General features: G+C 57.3%; 15 protein-coding genes. 3 read left to right on the top strand and 12 right to left on the bottom strand.

The annotated features are described in order from the left end of the window. Positions 1-9: 9 nt before the first annotated feature. Entirely contained in the window at positions 10-1215 is a 1206-nt protein-coding gene (locus tag FHW71_RS17890) for an SfnB family sulfur acquisition oxidoreductase (protein ID WP_179452340.1), read from the bottom strand. Between the two features lie 365 nt (positions 1216-1580). Next, on the bottom strand, positions 1581-3005 hold the full coding sequence (locus FHW71_RS17885; RefSeq protein ID WP_179452341.1) for a hypothetical protein: 1425 nt from the start codon (positions 3003-3005) through the stop codon (positions 1581-1583). A 270-nt stretch (positions 3006-3275) separates the two neighbouring features. Here FHW71_RS17885 and FHW71_RS17880 point away from each other — a divergent pair, with 270 nt between their 5' ends. Together FHW71_RS17880 and FHW71_RS17875 are read left to right on the top strand one after the other, a co-directional pair. Beyond that, on the top strand, positions 3276-4670 hold the full coding sequence (locus FHW71_RS17880) for an amidase (RefSeq protein ID WP_179452342.1): 1395 nt from the start codon (positions 3276-3278) through the stop codon (positions 4668-4670). 117 nt (positions 4671-4787) lie between these two features. Then, a complete protein-coding gene (locus FHW71_RS17875) occupies positions 4788-5735 on the top strand; it encodes a helix-turn-helix domain-containing protein (protein ID WP_179452343.1) in 948 nt (315 codons plus the stop codon). Here FHW71_RS17875 and FHW71_RS17870 read toward each other — a convergent pair. From FHW71_RS17870 to FHW71_RS17840, 7 genes are all read right to left on the bottom strand, one after another. Then, entirely contained in the window at positions 5724-6302 is a 579-nt protein-coding gene (locus FHW71_RS17870) for an ANTAR domain-containing protein (protein ID WP_179452344.1), read from the bottom strand. The genes FHW71_RS17875 and FHW71_RS17870 overlap by 12 nt on opposite strands. 191 nt (positions 6303-6493) lie before the next feature. Beyond that, on the bottom strand, positions 6494-7198 hold the full coding sequence (locus tag FHW71_RS17865) for an ABC transporter ATP-binding protein (protein WP_008109378.1): 705 nt from the start codon (positions 7196-7198) through the stop codon (positions 6494-6496). After that, positions 7191-7922 (bottom strand): ATP-binding cassette domain-containing protein, encoded by a 732-nt coding sequence (locus FHW71_RS17860; protein WP_179452345.1) that lies wholly within the window; start codon positions 7920-7922, stop codon positions 7191-7193. Before FHW71_RS17860 ends, FHW71_RS17865 begins: the two co-directional genes overlap by 8 nt. Beyond that, complete coding sequence (locus FHW71_RS17855; protein ID WP_179452346.1) at positions 7919-8950, bottom strand: branched-chain amino acid ABC transporter permease; 1032 nt, start codon at positions 8948-8950, stop codon at positions 7919-7921. Before FHW71_RS17855 ends, FHW71_RS17860 begins: the two co-directional genes overlap by 4 nt. Beyond that, positions 8950-9819 (bottom strand): branched-chain amino acid ABC transporter permease, encoded by an 870-nt coding sequence (locus FHW71_RS17850; RefSeq protein ID WP_061719130.1) that lies wholly within the window; start codon positions 9817-9819, stop codon positions 8950-8952. Before FHW71_RS17850 ends, FHW71_RS17855 begins: the two co-directional genes overlap by 1 nt. Positions 9820-9830: 11 nt before the next feature. Next, a complete protein-coding gene (locus tag FHW71_RS17845; RefSeq protein ID WP_179452347.1) occupies positions 9831-11072 on the bottom strand; it encodes an ABC transporter substrate-binding protein in 1242 nt (413 codons plus the stop codon). A 280-nt stretch (positions 11073-11352) separates the two neighbouring features. Continuing rightward, entirely contained in the window at positions 11353-12465 is a 1113-nt protein-coding gene (locus tag FHW71_RS17840) for a lactonase family protein (RefSeq protein WP_179452348.1), read from the bottom strand. A 389-nt stretch (positions 12466-12854) separates the two neighbouring features. Between FHW71_RS17840 and FHW71_RS17835 the strand changes: the two genes are divergently transcribed. Then, the gene (locus FHW71_RS17835) at positions 12855-13493 is read left to right on the top strand and encodes a LysE family transporter (RefSeq protein ID WP_008109391.1); all 639 of its coding nucleotides are present in this window, start codon (positions 12855-12857) and stop codon (positions 13491-13493) included. A gap of 82 nt (positions 13494-13575) precedes the next feature. Here FHW71_RS17835 and FHW71_RS17830 read toward each other — a convergent pair whose 3' ends face one another. From FHW71_RS17830 to FHW71_RS17820, 3 genes are read right to left on the bottom strand one after another with little or no spacing between them, the layout of a single operon-like run. After that, on the bottom strand, positions 13576-14376 hold the full coding sequence (locus FHW71_RS17830) for an inositol monophosphatase family protein (RefSeq protein WP_154183011.1): 801 nt from the start codon (positions 14374-14376) through the stop codon (positions 13576-13578). A 14-nt stretch (positions 14377-14390) separates the two neighbouring features. Then, the gene (locus FHW71_RS17825) at positions 14391-15452 is read right to left on the bottom strand and encodes an ABC transporter ATP-binding protein (RefSeq protein ID WP_179452349.1); all 1062 of its coding nucleotides are present in this window, start codon (positions 15450-15452) and stop codon (positions 14391-14393) included. Next, positions 15449-17671: an iron ABC transporter permease gene (locus FHW71_RS17820; protein WP_179452350.1), complete on the bottom strand. Its 2223-nt coding sequence runs from the start codon at positions 17669-17671 to the stop codon at positions 15449-15451. Before FHW71_RS17820 ends, FHW71_RS17825 begins: the two co-directional genes overlap by 4 nt. Positions 17672-17738: the final 67 nt, after the last annotated feature.

The following is a 17738-nucleotide window of genomic DNA, read 5'->3' as shown; positions in this document are numbered from 1 at the left end:
GGTTGCTCCTTAAATCCACGCATGACGCGCAGGCAGCGCATCATTGAGGTAATAGTTGCCGATTGCGTGGGTTTTCCAGCGCACCGGATCGTGCAGCGTGTGGGTGCGCGCATTGCGCCAATGACGATCGAGTCCGTGGCGCAGCAAAGTGCCGCGACTGCCGCCCCATTCCAGTAGTTTCTCGCTAGCACGCAGCGCTACTTCGGTGGTCAAAACTTTGGCTTCCGCTACCGCAATTGAAGCGAACGCGCAGTTTTCGGCGGTCAGCGCCTGCTGATCAATGCTGTCTAGCACGCGGGCGGCACGCGTCAGCAGTGCGTTGGCGGCGCTCAGTTCGGTGCTGATGCGGCCCACATCGGCGAGGATGTAGGGATCGTCGGCATTGCGGCTGACATTGGCATCCACCCAAGGTCGCGAGCTGCTACGCACAAACTCCAGCGCCTCATCTAGCGCGCCTTGCGCAATGCCCGCATCTATCGCCGCCTGAATCAGCTGGGAAACCGCACCGCGCAGCGTCGGTTTTTCGGCTGCGGGCAGCGACATCAATAACGCCGGATCTACCGCAACCTGCTGCAATTTCACCGTGCCGCTGGCGGTGGTGCGCTGGCCGATACCCGACCAGTCATCAACAATCTCCACGCCCGATGCTGGCAGCGGAATAAAGGCCATCTTCGGCTGCTGATCGTGCATTGCGGTGGTGACCAGAATGTCGGCGAACAACGCGCCGGTAGAGTAAAACTTCTCGCCGGTGAGCTGCAGGCCCTGTGACGTTGTCACCAGCTGTGCCTGCACATCACGTGTGTGTTTGGTGTTTTTCTCCGGCCCGCCGTTGCCAAGACGCTTGCCCTGCACCACCGCGCTCAGCAACTGCTGCTGTTGCGCCGCCGAACCTTCACCGAGGATGAACTGAATCAAACCAAAGTGGTTTTGCGGGATTTGCCCCAGCGAGGGATCGCTGGCGGAGATCAGACGAAACACCTCGGCCATGGTTTGGTACGACAAACCTGCACCGCCAAATTCGCGTGGCACACTGATGCTGCCAAGTCCCAACGCGGTGAATTGGTTGAGCAGCGCGATGGGATAGATGCGTTGCTGATCGCGTTCGACTGCGCCGCCTTTCGCCTGCTCGGCCAGATGGCGTGCGGCAGCGATGGCTTGTTCATCGCTGTTTATTACCGCCGCGCGGTTAATAATCTCGTCACTGTTTTGCGTCATAGCTGATTTCACTTTTACTGCACAGCGAAGTGTAAGCCTGCACTGAAAAACTCAGCAGGCCGTGGAATGAATAACGGATTGAAAGCGATGATAATCAGCGGGGTTAAAACAAGTAAATAGCGCGGTTATGCTATATCCGGCAATGCGTTGCCATTATTAAGCTATGGATTTAATTAAGCGCAACAACAGGCTAGCGGCGGCGCTGCGGGCAATTAGCGAGTATAAAAAAGCGTCGTGTAATTCTTAAGATCAAATAACGCAATCAAAATTTAAATAATGCATATAACGTAGGGTCGCCATTTATGGCGACCTTGTGGAATTGTGCGAAATTTTATAAGGTCGCCATAAATGGCGACCCTACGTTTTTATATTTGTGCATCAAATTGCGCGGCGGCGAAACTGCGGGTGAATTCGTTTTTCGCGCTGTGCGGAATCTGCACGCTATCAATCAACTTCGCCAGCTGATAGGTTTGCACCGTCTCATTTTGCGTCAGCTGCTGGGAATAATTCGCGGTCAAATCGCCTTTCTTATTCTGCGTCACCGAAGTCTGGCTGCGCTCTTCGTCATCAATCAAATGGTACTTATAGTTTTGCGACGACTTCTGTTCGGTCAATTTCACCGCCGAGGCAGAATCCAGCGCGGTGTGGAAGCTGGCCTTCAGTTTAAACAGCGTTTGCTGGGTCAAATCCTGGGTATCGCCATGCGTCTGCGAAGCGGTTTTTTGCGCCACGTTCAGTGAGAAGGTGTCTTGCTCTTCTGGCTTATATGGATTTCCGGAAACCGGCGTCTGCTGATACGTAGCCGAGAAATCCGCCAGCCCGCTGATCGCGCCGTTTTTCGCCGCGTTAGCATCAATTGACTTCACGCGCTGGGTATTGATGCTTTCCGCCGCTTTACCTTCGGTGGTATTGAGTGCGCGGAAGCTGTCTTTAAACAGCGCCAGCATGTCACTATCGCCATGGCCGCGCGAAGCTGCCTGATCGAATTTGCTGCTCCACTGATCCAGTGCCGCAGCCTGCTGCGCCGCGCTGCCCGCCTGTGTCAGTTTCGACACATCAGTATCAAGTTTGATGCTGACATCGCCGTTATGGAAGCCAAGCCAGCGCTCCTGATCGTCGGCATGCAAATTCAGCGACTGCGTGACATTATTGCCATTCCGCAGATCGGTCTTCAAATCGACGCTTTTCAGCACTGAACTATCAAACTTCATCAGATCGCTGATATCGAGCTTGGTGGTGCTGCCATCCAGACCATCCAGCGCTTTCTGCAAGCCCGCAGACAGTTGCCCCATCGCCGCCGCTTCATCGTTGCTCAGCTGGCCGCCGCTGGTTTTTAGCTCCACCACCAAGCCGCCCTGCTGACGCGTCATCTGCAAACTCACCTGCACGCCAGATTGCGTGGTGATGGTCAGTGCCAACGCACTTTGGCTGCTGCTCTGCGCGCCGCTCACCGCTTCGGTTGCTGGCACGCTCAAGGTCACGTCGCCGCGATTGCTGGCCAGATTATTCAGTAAGGTGCTGCCGAGACCGTTCATGCCGACGCCGCTGGCATGCGCGGCACCGTTGAGCTGCGCTTGCAGGCTGCTGGTGACATCGACGGAACTCTTGACCTGGGCGGGCTCGATTTTGTAAATAGCAGCGATGGCGTCACTCGCCTCGCTGAAGGTGACTTTGGTGGACGCTTGCGCCGTCAGGGCGTTTTGCGCGGATTTGTTGTTCACCGCCGGCGTCACCACCGCATTCGATGCGATTAAATTTCTCAGTACGCTGCTGCCAATCCCATTTAGCATGAAAATAATCCTCGTTGTGTACTATTCCTGAGTGTTATCGGCGTATTAATGAGCAGCTTTAGCAACGTTTACAATATTCGGTCGCCATAAATGGCGCCCCTACAAGTTCAGTGCGGTTTTTGTAGGGTCGCCATTCATGGCGACCTTCTCACCACAACCTCCCAACCTGTCATTCCAGACATATCATCTGTCCGCCTAAACACAGCCGCACTTCACGCAGTGACTTACGTTATTCATCAACACATCTCTCACTCACGAGGTAAGGTCACGATGAATAACCTGCATTACAAAAGCTTGCTGGAAATTGGCCGCTTGATTCAGTCGGGCGAAATCTCTTCGGTGGAGGTCACACAAACCCTGCTGACGCGCATCGATACGCTCGATCGCGACTTACACAGCTACTTCTACGTGATGCGCGACAGCGCGCTGCAACAGGCGGCTGAAGCCGACGCCGAAATTGCACAAGGCAAAATGCGCGGTCCGCTACACGGCGTACCCATCGCGCTTAAAGATCTGATCTGGACCAAAGATGCGCCCACCAGCCACGGCATGATCATCCACAAAGATCGTTACCCAACTGAAGACTCCACCGTGGTGGAACGCTTCCGCGCGGCAGGTGCGGTGATTCTCGGCAAGCTGACGCAAACCGAAAGCGCCTTCGCCGATCACCATCCTGACATCGCCCGCCCCAATAATCCGTGGGGCAGCGCGCTGTGGACCGGCGTCTCCTCCAGCGGCTCCGGCGTCGCCACTGCCGCAGGTTTATGCTTCGGCTCGATTGGCACCGATACCGGCGGCTCGATTCGTTTTCCCTCCAACGCCAACGGCCTGACCGGCATTAAACCGACGTGGAGTCGCGTCACGCGTCACGGTGCCTGTGAACTGGCGGCATCACTTGATCATATCGGCCCGATGGCGCGTAACGCCGCCGATGCCGCCGCCATGTTGCAGGCGATTGCCGGTCGCGATGACAAAGATCCCACCTCCAGCAGCGAACCGGTGCCGGATTATCTGGCGTTGATGACGCGCGGCATTAGCAAGATGCGCATCGGCGTAGATAAAAGCTGGGCGCTGGAGAAGGTCGACGAGGAGACGCGCGCCGCGCTGCAATCGGCGATCGCCACCTTGAGCTCGCTCGGCGCGACGCTGGTGGATATCACCTTGCCCGATACCGAAAAAGCCGCCGCCGAGTGGAGCGCACTCTGCGCCGTGGAAACCGCGCTGGCGCATGAAGAGACCTATCCGGCGCAGAAAGATCAATACGGTCCCGGCCTGGCTGGCCTGTTGGATCTCGGTCACAGCGTCACCGCGCTGGAGTATCAACGCTTGCTGCTCAGCCGTGCGGCGCTGCGCGGCGATATCTCCGCACTGTTCACCCAGGTTGATCTGATTCTGGCACCGGCCACCGCGTATGCCGGATTGACCTGGGACACCATGACCCGTTTTGGTACCGATCAGGCACTGTTTAACGGCGTACTGCGCTATACCAGTGCATTTGACGCCAGCGGACATCCCACCATCACCTTGCCGTGCGGCAAAACCGCCAGCGGCGCGCCGATTGGCTTCCAGCTGGTCGCGGCACATTTCGCCGAAACCACCATGATTCAGGGCGCGTGGGCCTTCCAGCAGGTCACCGACTGGCACAAACAGCATCCTGCGTTGTAAATCCGCCGCCTTTACCGCCCCGACTCCAACGGGGCGGTCATTTCACCCGCTCATGGCCTGAAACTTGCTTTAACTCCCTGACTTCCGCCCTTTTCGCCATGTTTAGGGGATGCTGATATGAAAGAGCTTTTCACCACCGACGATCTCGATAACCGCCATCGCTTCGATGCCTGGCGTGATGCGGTGTGTTCGCGTCTGATCAAAGCCGAAGCGCGCCAGATGCACTCAGGCACCTTTTCCGGCAGCTTTGCCTATTCGATGCTCGGTCACATGGATATTGCCAATCACGTTTCCCACACCGCGCTGATGTGGCAACGCACGCCGGAGTGCATCCGTCGCCATCCTAATCACGATTTCTATCTGGGCTACGTTTGCGCGGGCAGCGGCACGCTGCGGCAGAATGGCAACCAATCACGCGTCAGCGCGGGCGACGTGGTGATTTACGATGCCGCGACGCCGTTTGATTTTGCCATGGAGAATGTGGCGATCAATATCGTGCATCTGCCACGTCACATCATGGAGAAGGAAGCGCCTGCCACCGCCAAACTGGCGGGCAAAACGCTGGACCTTACGCGCCCTGGCATGGCTTCGCTCAAGCTGCTTTTACAGGAAGCGTTCGTGTTTAATCCCGACCGTGAAAACCCGTTTCTGGCCGAACAGTTCGCCAATACGCTGCTGAATATGATTTCGGTCAGCGTCAATTTGCAGCACAGCGAAGAGGCGCTGAAACCGGATCTGTATTCGCGCGTGGTGAGTTTCCTGCGTCACAATCTGCAGGAGCCGGAGCTGTCGGTGGCGCAGATTGCCAATGCGCATCACGTCTCGCCGCGCACTATCAGCCGGGTGTTTGCCGCCCACGGCACCACGCCGATGAACTTCCTCTGGCAGGAGCGTTTGCAGGCGTGTCATCGCGTTCTGGCCGAAGGCAAAGCGCGCAATATCACCCAAGTGGCGTTGGATCACGGCTTCAGCGATATGTCGCACTTCAGCCTGGCATTTCGTAAAGCCTTTGGTTACACGCCCAGCAGCCTGTTACGGCAGCCGGACGCGCCGCTACTTTTGTAGCGAGGTGATCACGCGCTCGGCGGTGTATTCCATACTGCTGCGCGTGTTCATCGCTTCGCTGCGCATCAAGCGATACGCCCCCGATTCATCCAGCCCGAAGGTTTGCATCAGCACGCCTTTGGCCTGCGCTAATCTTTCCCCGCGCGCTTTACGCGCCTGCTGCACCGCGCGCAACCGCTGGTGATGACGCACGGTTTGTAGCGTGCCGATCATCTGCACAATCAAGGCAAACGGATTCAGTTCACGCTCGGCGATGGCATTCGGCTGGAGTTGCAGCAGCAGCGGAAACAGCCGCGCGTTGTGGCTATCCGCCAGTGCGATGATGGGAAGATCCCGTTCGCGCGCGCTGTTAAACAGAGTGGATAAAGGCTGCTGCTGATGCACATCGATCGCCACCAGCAGCAGCTGCGTATCCGCAGGGATTGATGCAGCAGGCGGCCAGCTGTGTTGCGCGTGACAGCCCAACTGCGTTAGCGAGGCGCAAAACGCGCGCACGCTCTGTGAATCAGGATGGAAAATATGCAGCCGGACACCAGAAAGCGTTGCCAGTAATGATTGTTCAGTCATGGTTCACCCTATGCGCATCCCGAATGAGGAAGCCTCACAGTAAGCGAGTGGCTGAATCCGTGCTTTGCTGATGCTGCCGGGTGCTGTGTCAGGGCGGACAAGGATGCGGTGCGGTATGAAGCAAGGTCACCATGAATGGTGACCCTACAAAACCGAAGGTGCGCATTCATGCGCACTTTTTTAATTAGTGCTCAAACATGAAACCCTAAAAACTGCTCTGCCACGCTGGCGCTCGACTGGGTTTTCGGATCGATCCTTTGCACAATCTGCCCCTTCTCAATCACATGAATCTGGTCAGAGAGCGCATAGAGAAACTCGATATCCTGCTCCACCAGAATGATCGAAATATCCATCTCGTGGCGCAGCCGCCGCAGCGTCTCAATGATCTCCTCGCAGATATTCGGTTGAATCCCTTCCGTTGGCTCATCCAGCAGCACCAGCTGCGGCTGGCCGCACAGGCAGCGCGCCAATGCCAGCAACTGCTGCTCGCCGCCCGATAGCGCACCGCCCGGCTGCGCCAGCAGGCGTTTCAGGCGCGGAAAATATTCCAGCATCTGCTCGATAATCTGCCCGGCGCGGGAGAAGTGTTTCACGCAGCCCATGCGCAGATTCTCCTCGACCGTCAGCTGCGGGAAAATCTGTCGCCCTTGTGGTACAAAACCGATGCCCGCCACCGCCCGCTGGTGCGCCTGATAACCGGTAATATCGATGCCGTTCAGCGCGATGCGGCCTTGCCAGGCTGGCAGTTCGCCCATAATGGTGCGTAGCAGCGTGGTTTTGCCCATGCCGTTGCGGCCCAGCACGCCAGTGAACGACTTTGCGCCGACAAACAGCTCGGATAAGTTCAGCACCGGAATCTTGTTGTAGCCCGAAACCATCTCTTTTATTTCAAGCATGTTTAATCTCCAGATTGCCGAGATACGCCTCTTTCACCAGCGAATTTTGTGTCACTTCGCGGAAGCTGCCTTCCGCCAGCACCGCGCCCTGGTTAAACACCGTCACCTGCTGCGCAATCATGCTGATGAACTCCATGTCGTGTTCCACCACCACCACCGTGCTCTGCTGATTAATCGCCTTGATCAACTGTGCGGTTTTGCGCACTTCCTGATGCGTCATGCCCGCCGCCGGTTCATCCAGCAGCACCAACTGCGGTTTGGAGATCAGGATCATCCCCAGTTCCACCCATTGCCGCTGACCATGCGCTAACTCAAAGAGCACCGCATGTTGCAGATCGACCAGGCCGATATCCTCCAGCACCTGTTCAATCGCCGCTGGCAGCGCCGCGTTCGCCAGCTTATTGGCCGCTGCCTGCCACAAGTTTTCCCGCACGCTTAAACCTTCGAACACGCTCGGCACCTGGGTTTTGATGCCAATCCCCAAACGCGCGATCTCCCACGGTCGTTTGCCGGAGATCACCTGTTCGCGATAGCGACACTCGCCGCGCGTCGGCGTCACCTGGCCGCTCAGCATCTTGAAGAAGGTGCTTTTGCCTGCGCCGTTGGGGCCAATCAGGCAGCGCAATTCACCTTCACGTAAGGTGAAATCCACCTCTTTCACCGCATGTACGCCGCCAAAACTGACGCCCATTTTGCGGGTTTCCAGTAACACGTTGGTTGTCATTGTTTCACCTCACTGACCTGCGCACGGCTGGCGGGCGCGGCGGTGGAACGCTTGCGCCGCCACAGGCGCTGCAGCGTCGGCAAAATACCGCCCGGAATCAGCAACACAAACACCGCCAGGATTACGCCGAGCACTAAATTGACATCCACGGTTTGCTGCGCGCCCAGCCGCGTCACCATCCATTGCAACAGCACGCAGCTGATCACCGGCCCAAGTAGCGTGCCGCGTCCACCGACAATCACCCAGATGATGATCTGCGCCGACTGACTGATGCTGAACACGCCAGGACTGACAAACGCGCCCCAGTTGACGTACAAACAACCCGCCAGTCCGGCAATTGCCGCGCCGATGGCAAAGGTCGCCAGCTTATGCGCCGGCACGTTGTAGCCGAGCAAGCCGGCGCGCTGCTCGTTCTCACGAATCGCCACCACGGTTTTGCCAAAGCGGCTCAGCAGCACGAACTTCAGCAAGGCGTAGCAGAGAGCCAGACAACCGGCAGTGACCATAAAGATCGCCTCGGGCGATAAGATGGCATCCGGCTGGAACGGCAGGTTGAGCGTCGGCACCGAGGGAATGCCGTTAAAGCCGCCCAGCAGCGCTTCGCCGATGTGATATTCGCTGCCGGAGGTGGAGTTAACCCAGTTAAACAGCACCAGACTCACCGCCAGCGTGATAGCGCCGAGATAGACATCGCTGACGCCGCCATAAAAAATCACATAGCCGAGTAGCAGCGAGAACAGCGTTGGCAATAGCACCGCCATCACCACTGCCCAGGTTGAATCGCCCCAGTTGATGGCGCAAATCGCATAGGTATAAGCGCCTAAACCAAAAAACGCCGCCTGGCCGAAGCACAGAATGCCGCCATAGCCCCAGATGAACGCCAGGCTGAGCGACAACAAGCCCATCACCAGAAACACCGTCAATGACAGCAAGGTGTAGAGCTCGATCGCGCCTGACAGCCACAGCGCCACCAGCACCATCGCCAGTGAGGTGACGACAATCTGGATCTTTTCCGAGAAGAATTTCATTACAGCGATCTCCTGAAGAAGCGCCCGGTGATGCCCTGCGGCAGCAAGCGCAGCAGCACAATGGCGCTCAGCAATAGCGCGACTGCACCAAACACCGGCGTGGAGAAGTAGGTCACCAACTGCGAAATGGTGCCGAACAGCGTGGAGGCGGAGAGCGTACCGGCGATGATGGCGCTGCCACCGCCAATCACCGTGATAAAGGCTTTGGCGATAAAGCTGACGCCAATTGTTGGGATCACGCCGGTAATCGGCGCTAATAGCGCGCCACCCAAACCCGACAGCGCCGCGCCGAGCCCAAACGTCAGGCTATAGATCTTGCCCGGATTGCTGCCGAGCGCCGCCGCCATGCGCGCATTCTGCATGGTGGCGCGTGCGCACAAACCTAAGGTGGTAAAGCGCAGCAGCAGCCACAGCGCGCCGAGCAAGCCGACCGCAAACACAATCATGAACAGCGAATAACCGCTGGTGCTGTAATTGCCAATGCTGACGCTGGGCAGCGGCGAACTGATACCCAGCGTGGTGTTGCCGAATAGCATGGTGGCGGCACCGATCAATGCCAGACTCAGCCCCCATGTCGCCAGCATGGTGTCGATCATCCGTCCGTAAAGATGACGGATAATCACGCGCTCAATCACCGCGCCAAACACGCCCACGGTGAGCGGCGCGATCACCAGCATTGAGATCCAGATCGGCACGCCCCACTGATTGGTGGCCAGAATGGCGCTGTAGCCGCCCAACATCATGAATTCGCCGTGCGCCATATTGACAATTTTCATCATGCCGAACACCACCGCCAGCCCAACGCTCATGATCACCAGCACGGCGATGGCATTGAGCACTTCAATGGCGTAGATAATGAACAGATCCATAGCGGCTCCTGTTACAGCTCAATTTGATACTGTTTGGTATCGCGCGGATTTTTCTTCAGATCGCACACCATAGCGGTATCCACCGGCGCTTGATCGGTGAAGGTTTCCAGAATTTTCATCTGATGGTTTTCCACTTCGGCGATATGCACATCCAACGAACAGTGATGAGTGGCGGGATCGACGCTCAGCTTGCCACTCGGCGAGGTCAGCGTGACGCCAGACTCCAGCGCTTCGATCACCTTCATGCGATCGATATCGCCCGCTTTGCGCACCCCTTCCGCCCAGATCAGCATGCCCTGGTAAGCGCCCATCGCGAGGTCGCTGATGTACGGCGTGTTGGCGCCGTAGCGCGCATGGAATCGCTCGACGAACGCTTTGTTTTCCGGCGAGGAGATTTCCTGCATATAGTTGGCGGCCACCAGAATGCCGTTGCTCTCTTCCGGTGACAGAATGATGTGTTCGTTGCCGCCGCCAAATACCGTGGAGGCAATCGGGATCTTGCCGCTCATACCGGCGGCATGCCACTGGCGATAGAAGGAGATGTGCGCGCCACCGACCAGCGCTGACCACACCATGTCGGGTTTGGCGCTCTGGATTTTGGAGATCGCTGCGCCAAAATCGGTGACATCCAGCGGGAAGAATTCAACCGCCATCACTTCGCCGCCGTTATCGTGCACCGACTTTTTCACCCACGCCGAAACGATCTGCCCGTAGTTATAATCCGCCGCCAGCACGTAGACTTTTTTGCCCCACTTCTTCACCGCATAAGGCACCAGTTTTTCCACGGTTTGCGCCGGCGTAGAACCGGAAGAGAAGTAATTACGATCGCATACGCCGCCTTCATATTGCGCCGGATAAAAATAGAGCGAACGAAAACGATCCAGCACCGGACGAATAACCTCGCGCGAAGCCGAGGTAATGCCGCCGTGCACCACCGCCACTTTATCTTTCAGCGCCGCCTGCTGCGCATATTGCGCATAAAGCTGCATGTTGGATTGCGCATCATAATTAATCACCTGCAGCGGGCGACCTAATAAACCGCCCGCTGTGTTGATCTCTTCCGCCGCTAAATTAATCGCGTTCGACATTGGCTTGCCGTAGATATCGAGCCCGCCAGATAAGTCGAGAATACTGGCGATTTTAATCGCGTCTTTGCTGTCGGCGGCGAAAGAGAATTTAGGCGCAACGCCCGCCGCCAAACCTAACGCCGAAACTGCTGAACCCTGGATAAATGAACGACGACTAATAGCCATAGCAACCTCTTGAAAAGAGAAGGATCAAATAGGAGTGTTTCCGGGAGGCCGGAGAGAATAAAAGCGATCGGCAGACGGCGCTGTCTGCGTTAACAAGAGGGTTGCCACATCGTTGGGGCGTTATTTTGTATTAAGCAAGAAGTGGGCCAAATAATTAACAGGCCGTAGATTGCCGTATTTCGGTGATTAATTACGACGTTTCAGAAAAATATGCGCACGGTTAAATGGCAATAAGCACTCATATGGTGCACGGTCGCCATAAATGGCGACCCTACAAAACTCAATTAAAAAACTTAATATCCGTCGGCGTGGCGATCTTCGCCACTTCACCTGCGGCTTTTAACGCACCGGTCTCAGCATCGAAATGGAACATCGTAATGTTATTGGTGAACACGTTCGCCACATAGAGGTATTTGCCGCTGGCATCAAAGGCGAAAGCACGCGGTTCAATGCCATCCGCTTTGTAGCGCACCGGCGTTCCCAGTGAACCATCCTGCGCAATTTTAAACACCACTAAGCTGTTATCCGAGCCGCGATTAGCCGCAATCACAAACTTACCATTCGGACTGAGGATAATGCCGCCGCCGCTGCGATACTCGGCGCTGCTGTTTTCCGTGTTCAGTTTGACCTTCGCCTGCTGCTCCAGACGATCGTCCTTGACCGCAAACACCACCACTTCACCGGCCATTTCGGTGGTGACATAAGCGTGTTTGCCATCCGGGGAAAACACCATGTGGCGCGGGCCAGAACCGGCCGGGAAGGTGACATCGCGTGAAGTATCGGCTGCCAGCGGCTGAGTTTTGCCCGCGTGATAGGCATAAGCGTGCAGTTTGTCACCGCCGAGATCCGCGGCGTAAAGGTATTTGCCATCATGCGTGAAGGTGGTGGAGTGCGCGTGGCCGCTATCCTGACGATCTTTCACCGCACCGCTTCCGCTGGCAAACGGGAAATTCTGCGCCTGCTCGCCGAGCGAACCGTCGTGATGAATCGGGAATACCGCCACGCTGGCGCCGCCTTTAGCCACCGAATAGTTGGCGACAAACAAGAACTTACCGTCCGGGCTGATGGTGGCATGCGTCGGCTGCTGGCCGTGGCTATCCACCGCGTTAATCACGCGAACCTTGCCGCTGTGATCGATCGCCAGCGCAGTAACCGCACCGGCGTTCTCTTCATTGGTGGTGTAGGCAAAACGGCCATCATGCGATTTCACAATCCACGATGGGCTTTTCATTTTGATGAAATCGAGCGGCGTCAGCGAGCCGTCGCTATTGACCTTCAAACGGTACAAGCCTTCGCTGGGATGACCCGGATTTTGCACTAATGGCGCATCCGGGATGCTGGTCCATGTGCCCACTAAGGCCGTTTGGTTGTGATGTTCCGCTGCAGTTGCCATTGCACTTCCCGCTAATGTGAAAACAGCTAGCGATAATGCCACGCTTAGACGTGACGCCAAACCGCCAGACACGGATTTATTGTGATTTTTCATTGTGGTACCCACCATAATCGGAATGTTCTTTATAGAAAGCGTTAGTCGCGTTGGATTTTTTATTGTGATTGCGGTCGATGATGCAGGCCGCTTTACGACTATAGTGGGATTGCTTTGATTCGCGCCGAACGGGCGTGATCGTGTTCACATTATCGGGGATTTATCCGCCGTTAGAGCACGATTTCCTCCAAACCTGTCAGCCGAAAGACCTCAAATGCGTAATTCTTATTATTACTGCGTTTTACCGGCATGCTTTAATACAGCTCTCTTTTCAGGCCAGGGATGCTGACGTTGCTATGCTGCAGTTTTCAAATGGTTTTCTGCTGAGTTTGTCGTTGTGCCTTGATATCGGTCTCGCCAATATCGCCATGATCACGCTGGCGATGCAACGCGGCTATTTTCACGGTTTTTGGTTGGGGATTGGCACCTGCATCGGTGACTTAATCTATGCGCTGCTGGCGCTGGCGGGTATGGCGATTGTGTTGCAGTTCACCGCCGTACGTTGGGTGCTGTGGATTGGCGGCGGTGTGCTGTTGCTGTGGTTTGCCGGAAAAATGCTGTATGCAGCGTTGCAGAAGCAGGCTGCACTGCCGGAAACCGAACAGCAGCCCTATCGATCGCTGCTGCGCGAGTTTAGTCGTGGCGTGATGCTGGCGATGTCATCGCCGACCGCGATTTTGTGGTTTGCCAGCGTCGGCGGTGCGTTGATTTCCCGCATGGGACACGGCAGCGCGGCGGCCACCTCATCGTTCCTCGGCGGCTTCTTTATTGCGGGCGTGGTGTGGACCTGCGTGCTGTGCCTGGTCGGCAGCATGGGCGGCAAGCTGCTGGGGCAGCGTTTGCTGAAGTATTCCTATCTCGCTTCCGCGTTGATTTTTGTTTATTTCGCGATCTATGTGATTTGGTCGGGTTATCGGGAATTTATTCTGGTTTGATGGGAGGTCGCCATAAATGGCGACCCTACGACGATTCTGCGCGTTTTTGTAGGGTCGCCATTCATGGCGACCGCAACCAACATCACAATCCGGCAATCCGCTTCAAATCCGCTTCCGCACCCGGTGCAACCGCCAGCACTTGCGCGCCTTTCAGCAAACGCTCGCCTTCGGTATTAAACGGGTGATACCAGCCGCCCGCCTCTTTCACCAGGCAATAACCGGCCAGACAATCCCACGCATGCATATACGGTTCGTAATAACCGACTACGCGCCCGGCCGCGACCCACGCCAGCATCAAGGCACCCGATCCAATGCGGATAAAATTCCCGCCGGCCGCCAGCAGCGATGCGAGGATTTTCCCCACTTCATCCGGGCTAACGTGGCTGTTGGCACCAAATCCGGTGACATGATTTTGCAGCGTGCGACTGGCATCCACCTGCAAGCGCTTGCCGTTGAGCGTCGCACCCTGACCAAGAGCGGCGACGTAACATTCCTGATAAGTGGGCGCGAAAATCACACCAATCACCGGCACGCCGTCGTGCAGCACCGCAACGGACACGCACCAGTTCGGCATGCCGTTAAGGAACGGACTGGTGCCGTCGATCGGATCAACCACCCACGTATAACCCGATGAACCGTCCTGCAATCCGTACTCTTCGCCGAGGAAACCGTCGTCGGCAAACTGCGCGCGAATCTGCTGGTCGATCATCTGTTCCACTTCGCGGTCAGCGCGGGACACTACATCCTGCAAATCGTATTTGGTCTCCACCACTAAAGTGTCGCGCTGATGGAAATACTCCAGCGCCTTCGCGCCGCCGGCGCGTGCCACCTTCTCCGCTAAAATCAGGCGCGATAACAGCGGGTCATTGTCTAATTCACTCATCATCCATCCTCAAATTAACCGGCAATCAGGGCTAAACCCTGAGGTTTAAAATCAATCACAACGTTCGATGCCAGCGGCAGCTGCTGCTCCATCTCGGCATCGACAATAAACAGCGAACCCAATTCGGTAGCGACTTCATATTCGATATGGTCGCCGAGCCACGTGCTGTGCGTCACTTCGCCGCGCAGTGCGCCCGCGCCTTCACCGCGCAAGGTGATGAACTGCGGTCGCACCGAAAGCTGCGCCGCGCCGGTTTTCAAACCGTTGCCGCGCACGCGGTAGCGCTGGCTGCCGAGTCGCACCAGCGCTTCGCTGCCATCAAGCTGCTCTACTTCGCACGGCAGAATATTGGCCTCGCCCATAAAGTCGGCGATAAACACCGAATTCGGCGCGTGATAGAGACTTTCCGGCGCGCCCTGCTGGGCAATATCACCCTCTTTCATGACAATAATCTTATCGGAGACCGCCAGCGCCTCTTCCTGATCGTGCGTGACGTACACCGCCGTGAAGCCGAGCCGCTGTTGTAGATCGCGGATATCGGTACGCACGCGGCGACGCAAACGCTCATCGAGATTCGAGAGCGGCTCATCCAGCAGCAGCACCTGCGGCTCCAGCACCAGCGCGCGCGCCACCGCAATGCGCTGTTGCTGCCCGCCGGAAAGCTCCGAAGGCAGGCGCTGGCCCTGATGTTCGAGGCCCACCAGCTTGAGCCCTTCACGCGCGCGGTCCTGCGCTTCACGCTTATTCATGCCCGACGACTGCAAGCCATACATGATGTTGTCGAGCGCGCTCATGTGCGGGAACAGCGCGTAAGACTGAAACACCATCGCCACGTCACGCTCGTTGGCAGGCAGGTTGGTGACATCTTTGCCGCCAATCAAAATACGCCCGGCAGTGGGATGCTCCAGCCCGGCCAGCAGCCGCAGCGTGGTGGTTTTGCCGCAGCCGGACGGGCCCAGCAGCGTCACCAGCGTGCCGGGTTCCACCGTCAGCGAGAGATCGGGAATCGCATCAAAACCTGCAAAGCGTTTCGAGACGTGTTCAAACACCACAGATCCAGCGGTTACGCGTGTCATACGGCTCTCTCCTGGGTTAAGGACGTTGAAGCTGGCGGAATTGTTATATCGACCGGACGGGCCACGCGGCGCAGACGCCGTTCGCCCACCAGCCACTGGAACATGCCGATGATCGCTAGCATCACCACAATCAAGACGGTTGAGTAAGCAATCGCCACACCGTATTCGCCGTTTTCTACCAGCCCGACGATGTAAGAGGTTGCCATGTTGTATTGCGCGCTCACGAGGAAGATCACCGCACTGATTGAGGTAATGGCACGCACGAAGGCGTAAACCAGCGCGGCGCTGATCGCCGGTTTCAGCAGCGGCAGCACCACTTTGCGCAGCGTGCGGAAGCTGTTAGCGCCGAGCGTCAGTGAAGCTTCATCCAGACTTTTATCCAGCTGACTCATCGCCGCGATGCCGCCGCGCACGCCAACCGGCATGTTGCGGAACACAAAGCAGGCGACGAGGATCATCGCGGTACCGGTGATCTCCAGCGGCGGCAGGTTATACGCCATCACATAACTTACGCCTATCACCGTGCCGGGAATGGCGAAGCTCAGCATCAGCAGGAACTCGAAGGTCTGACGACCGGCGAACTTCTGACGCACAATCAGCCATGCGGTAAGCAGGCCGACAATCGCCGTTAGCGGTGCGGCAATCAGCGCGATCTCCAGCGTGGTCCAGAACGAGTTCCACGCCACACCGCTCCACAGCAGATGCCCATCGCTGAAACTGACGCCGAAGGCGCGCACGTAATGCTCGATGGTCAGCGCATCATTCAATCCCCACGACTGCACAAAGCCGCCGACCACAATCATGCCGTAGATCACAAGCGTGAACAGGCCCCACGGAATCACCATGCCGTACACGCCAAAGCGCAGCGCGCGCGGCAACTGCACATGTTTGCCGCCGTCGCCTTTACCGGTGACGGTGGCAAAGTTCTTGCCGCCGAGCCACCAGCGCTGCAGCACAAAGGCTGTCAGCGTGAAGCACAGCAGAATCATCGCCAGCACCGCTGCGCGGCTCGGATCGTTCTGCGCGCCGACCACCGAGAAGAAGATTTCAGTGGAGAGCACGCCGTGGCTACCGCCCAGCACCATCGGGTTACCGAAATCGGCCATGCTTTCGATAAAACTAATCAGAAAAGCGTTGGCTAAACCCGGCGCCATCAGCGGCAACGAGACGCGCGTGAAGGTACGCCAGCGATTGGCGCGCAACGTTTGTGACGCCTCCTCCAGCGACGGACTGACACCTTCCACCACGCCAATCAGTACCAGAAACGCAATCGGCGTGAACGATAAAACCTGCGCGATCCAGATGCCGGTTAAGCCATACAGCCAGCGGCCCGGTTCGATGCCAAACAGCGCCGCCAGATGTTCCGTCACCACGCCGGAGCGGCCAAACAGCAGGATCAGCGCCAGGCCAATTACAAACGGTGGCGTAATGATCGGCAGAATGGTCAGCATGCGCAGCGCTTTCTTGAACGGCAGCGGCGTGCGCGTGGCGGCTAATGCAAACGCTAAACCCAGCAGCGTTGAACCGGCGGCGGTCATCAGTGCCAGCCACAATGTGCGCCACGCGGTGCCGCAGGTGCCGCCCGACATACAGGACAGGCTCCAGATCGACGGGTCCTGAATGTTGCTGATTAAGCCATCCGGTTTGAAGCTGCCGTCCACGTCCTGCACCGACACCACAAACATGCTGAGGACCGGATAGAGCACGAAGATGCTGACCAGCGCGGTGAGCAGCACCAGCGACGCCACCACAAAGGCATCACCTTTCATTACGCCGCGTTCGGCTAGCGCGAAGGAAAACAGCAGCAGGAAAGTGGTCAGCAACAGCAGCGCACCCGCGCCCATCGCCGGTTGCCCCGATGCGAGCGCGCCGAAGCGATTTTCCAGCCACAGCCAGCTCCAGCCGCTGTAGCCAATGGCGTGGCCTTCAATGATGAGGAACAGTACGCCAAGTGCGCTGAACAGCAGCAGCAAACGGCTGCGCGCCTGCGCAGGCAGGATGCCGCAGCCGGCGCACAGCGCGAACAGCGCGATGGCGATGGCAAGCCAAGGATGTTCACCCACTTGCCACAGCGCGGGCGCGTTGGCGCTGTCGCTCCACAGGCTGGTTAACCAGCCGCTGCTGAAGAAACCGGCTTCCAGGCTGAACCACGGCAGCAGCAGTAACGCCACTGCGCCGATGATCAGCGCGCCTGTCAGACGGCGATTATTTGCATTCATCACATACCTCGAATTCGGGTTTTTGTGCGGTGCTTTATAAGGTCGCCATAAATGGCGACCCTACGGG

This window comes from Enterobacter sp. Sphag1F (assembly GCF_014193275.1).
In the GTDB taxonomy this organism is placed as follows: Bacteria; Pseudomonadota; Gammaproteobacteria; order Enterobacterales; family Enterobacteriaceae; genus Pantoea; species Pantoea symbiotica.
Note: the sequence above shows the minus strand (reverse complement) of the source record. Positions and strands in the feature narration are given on the sequence as shown.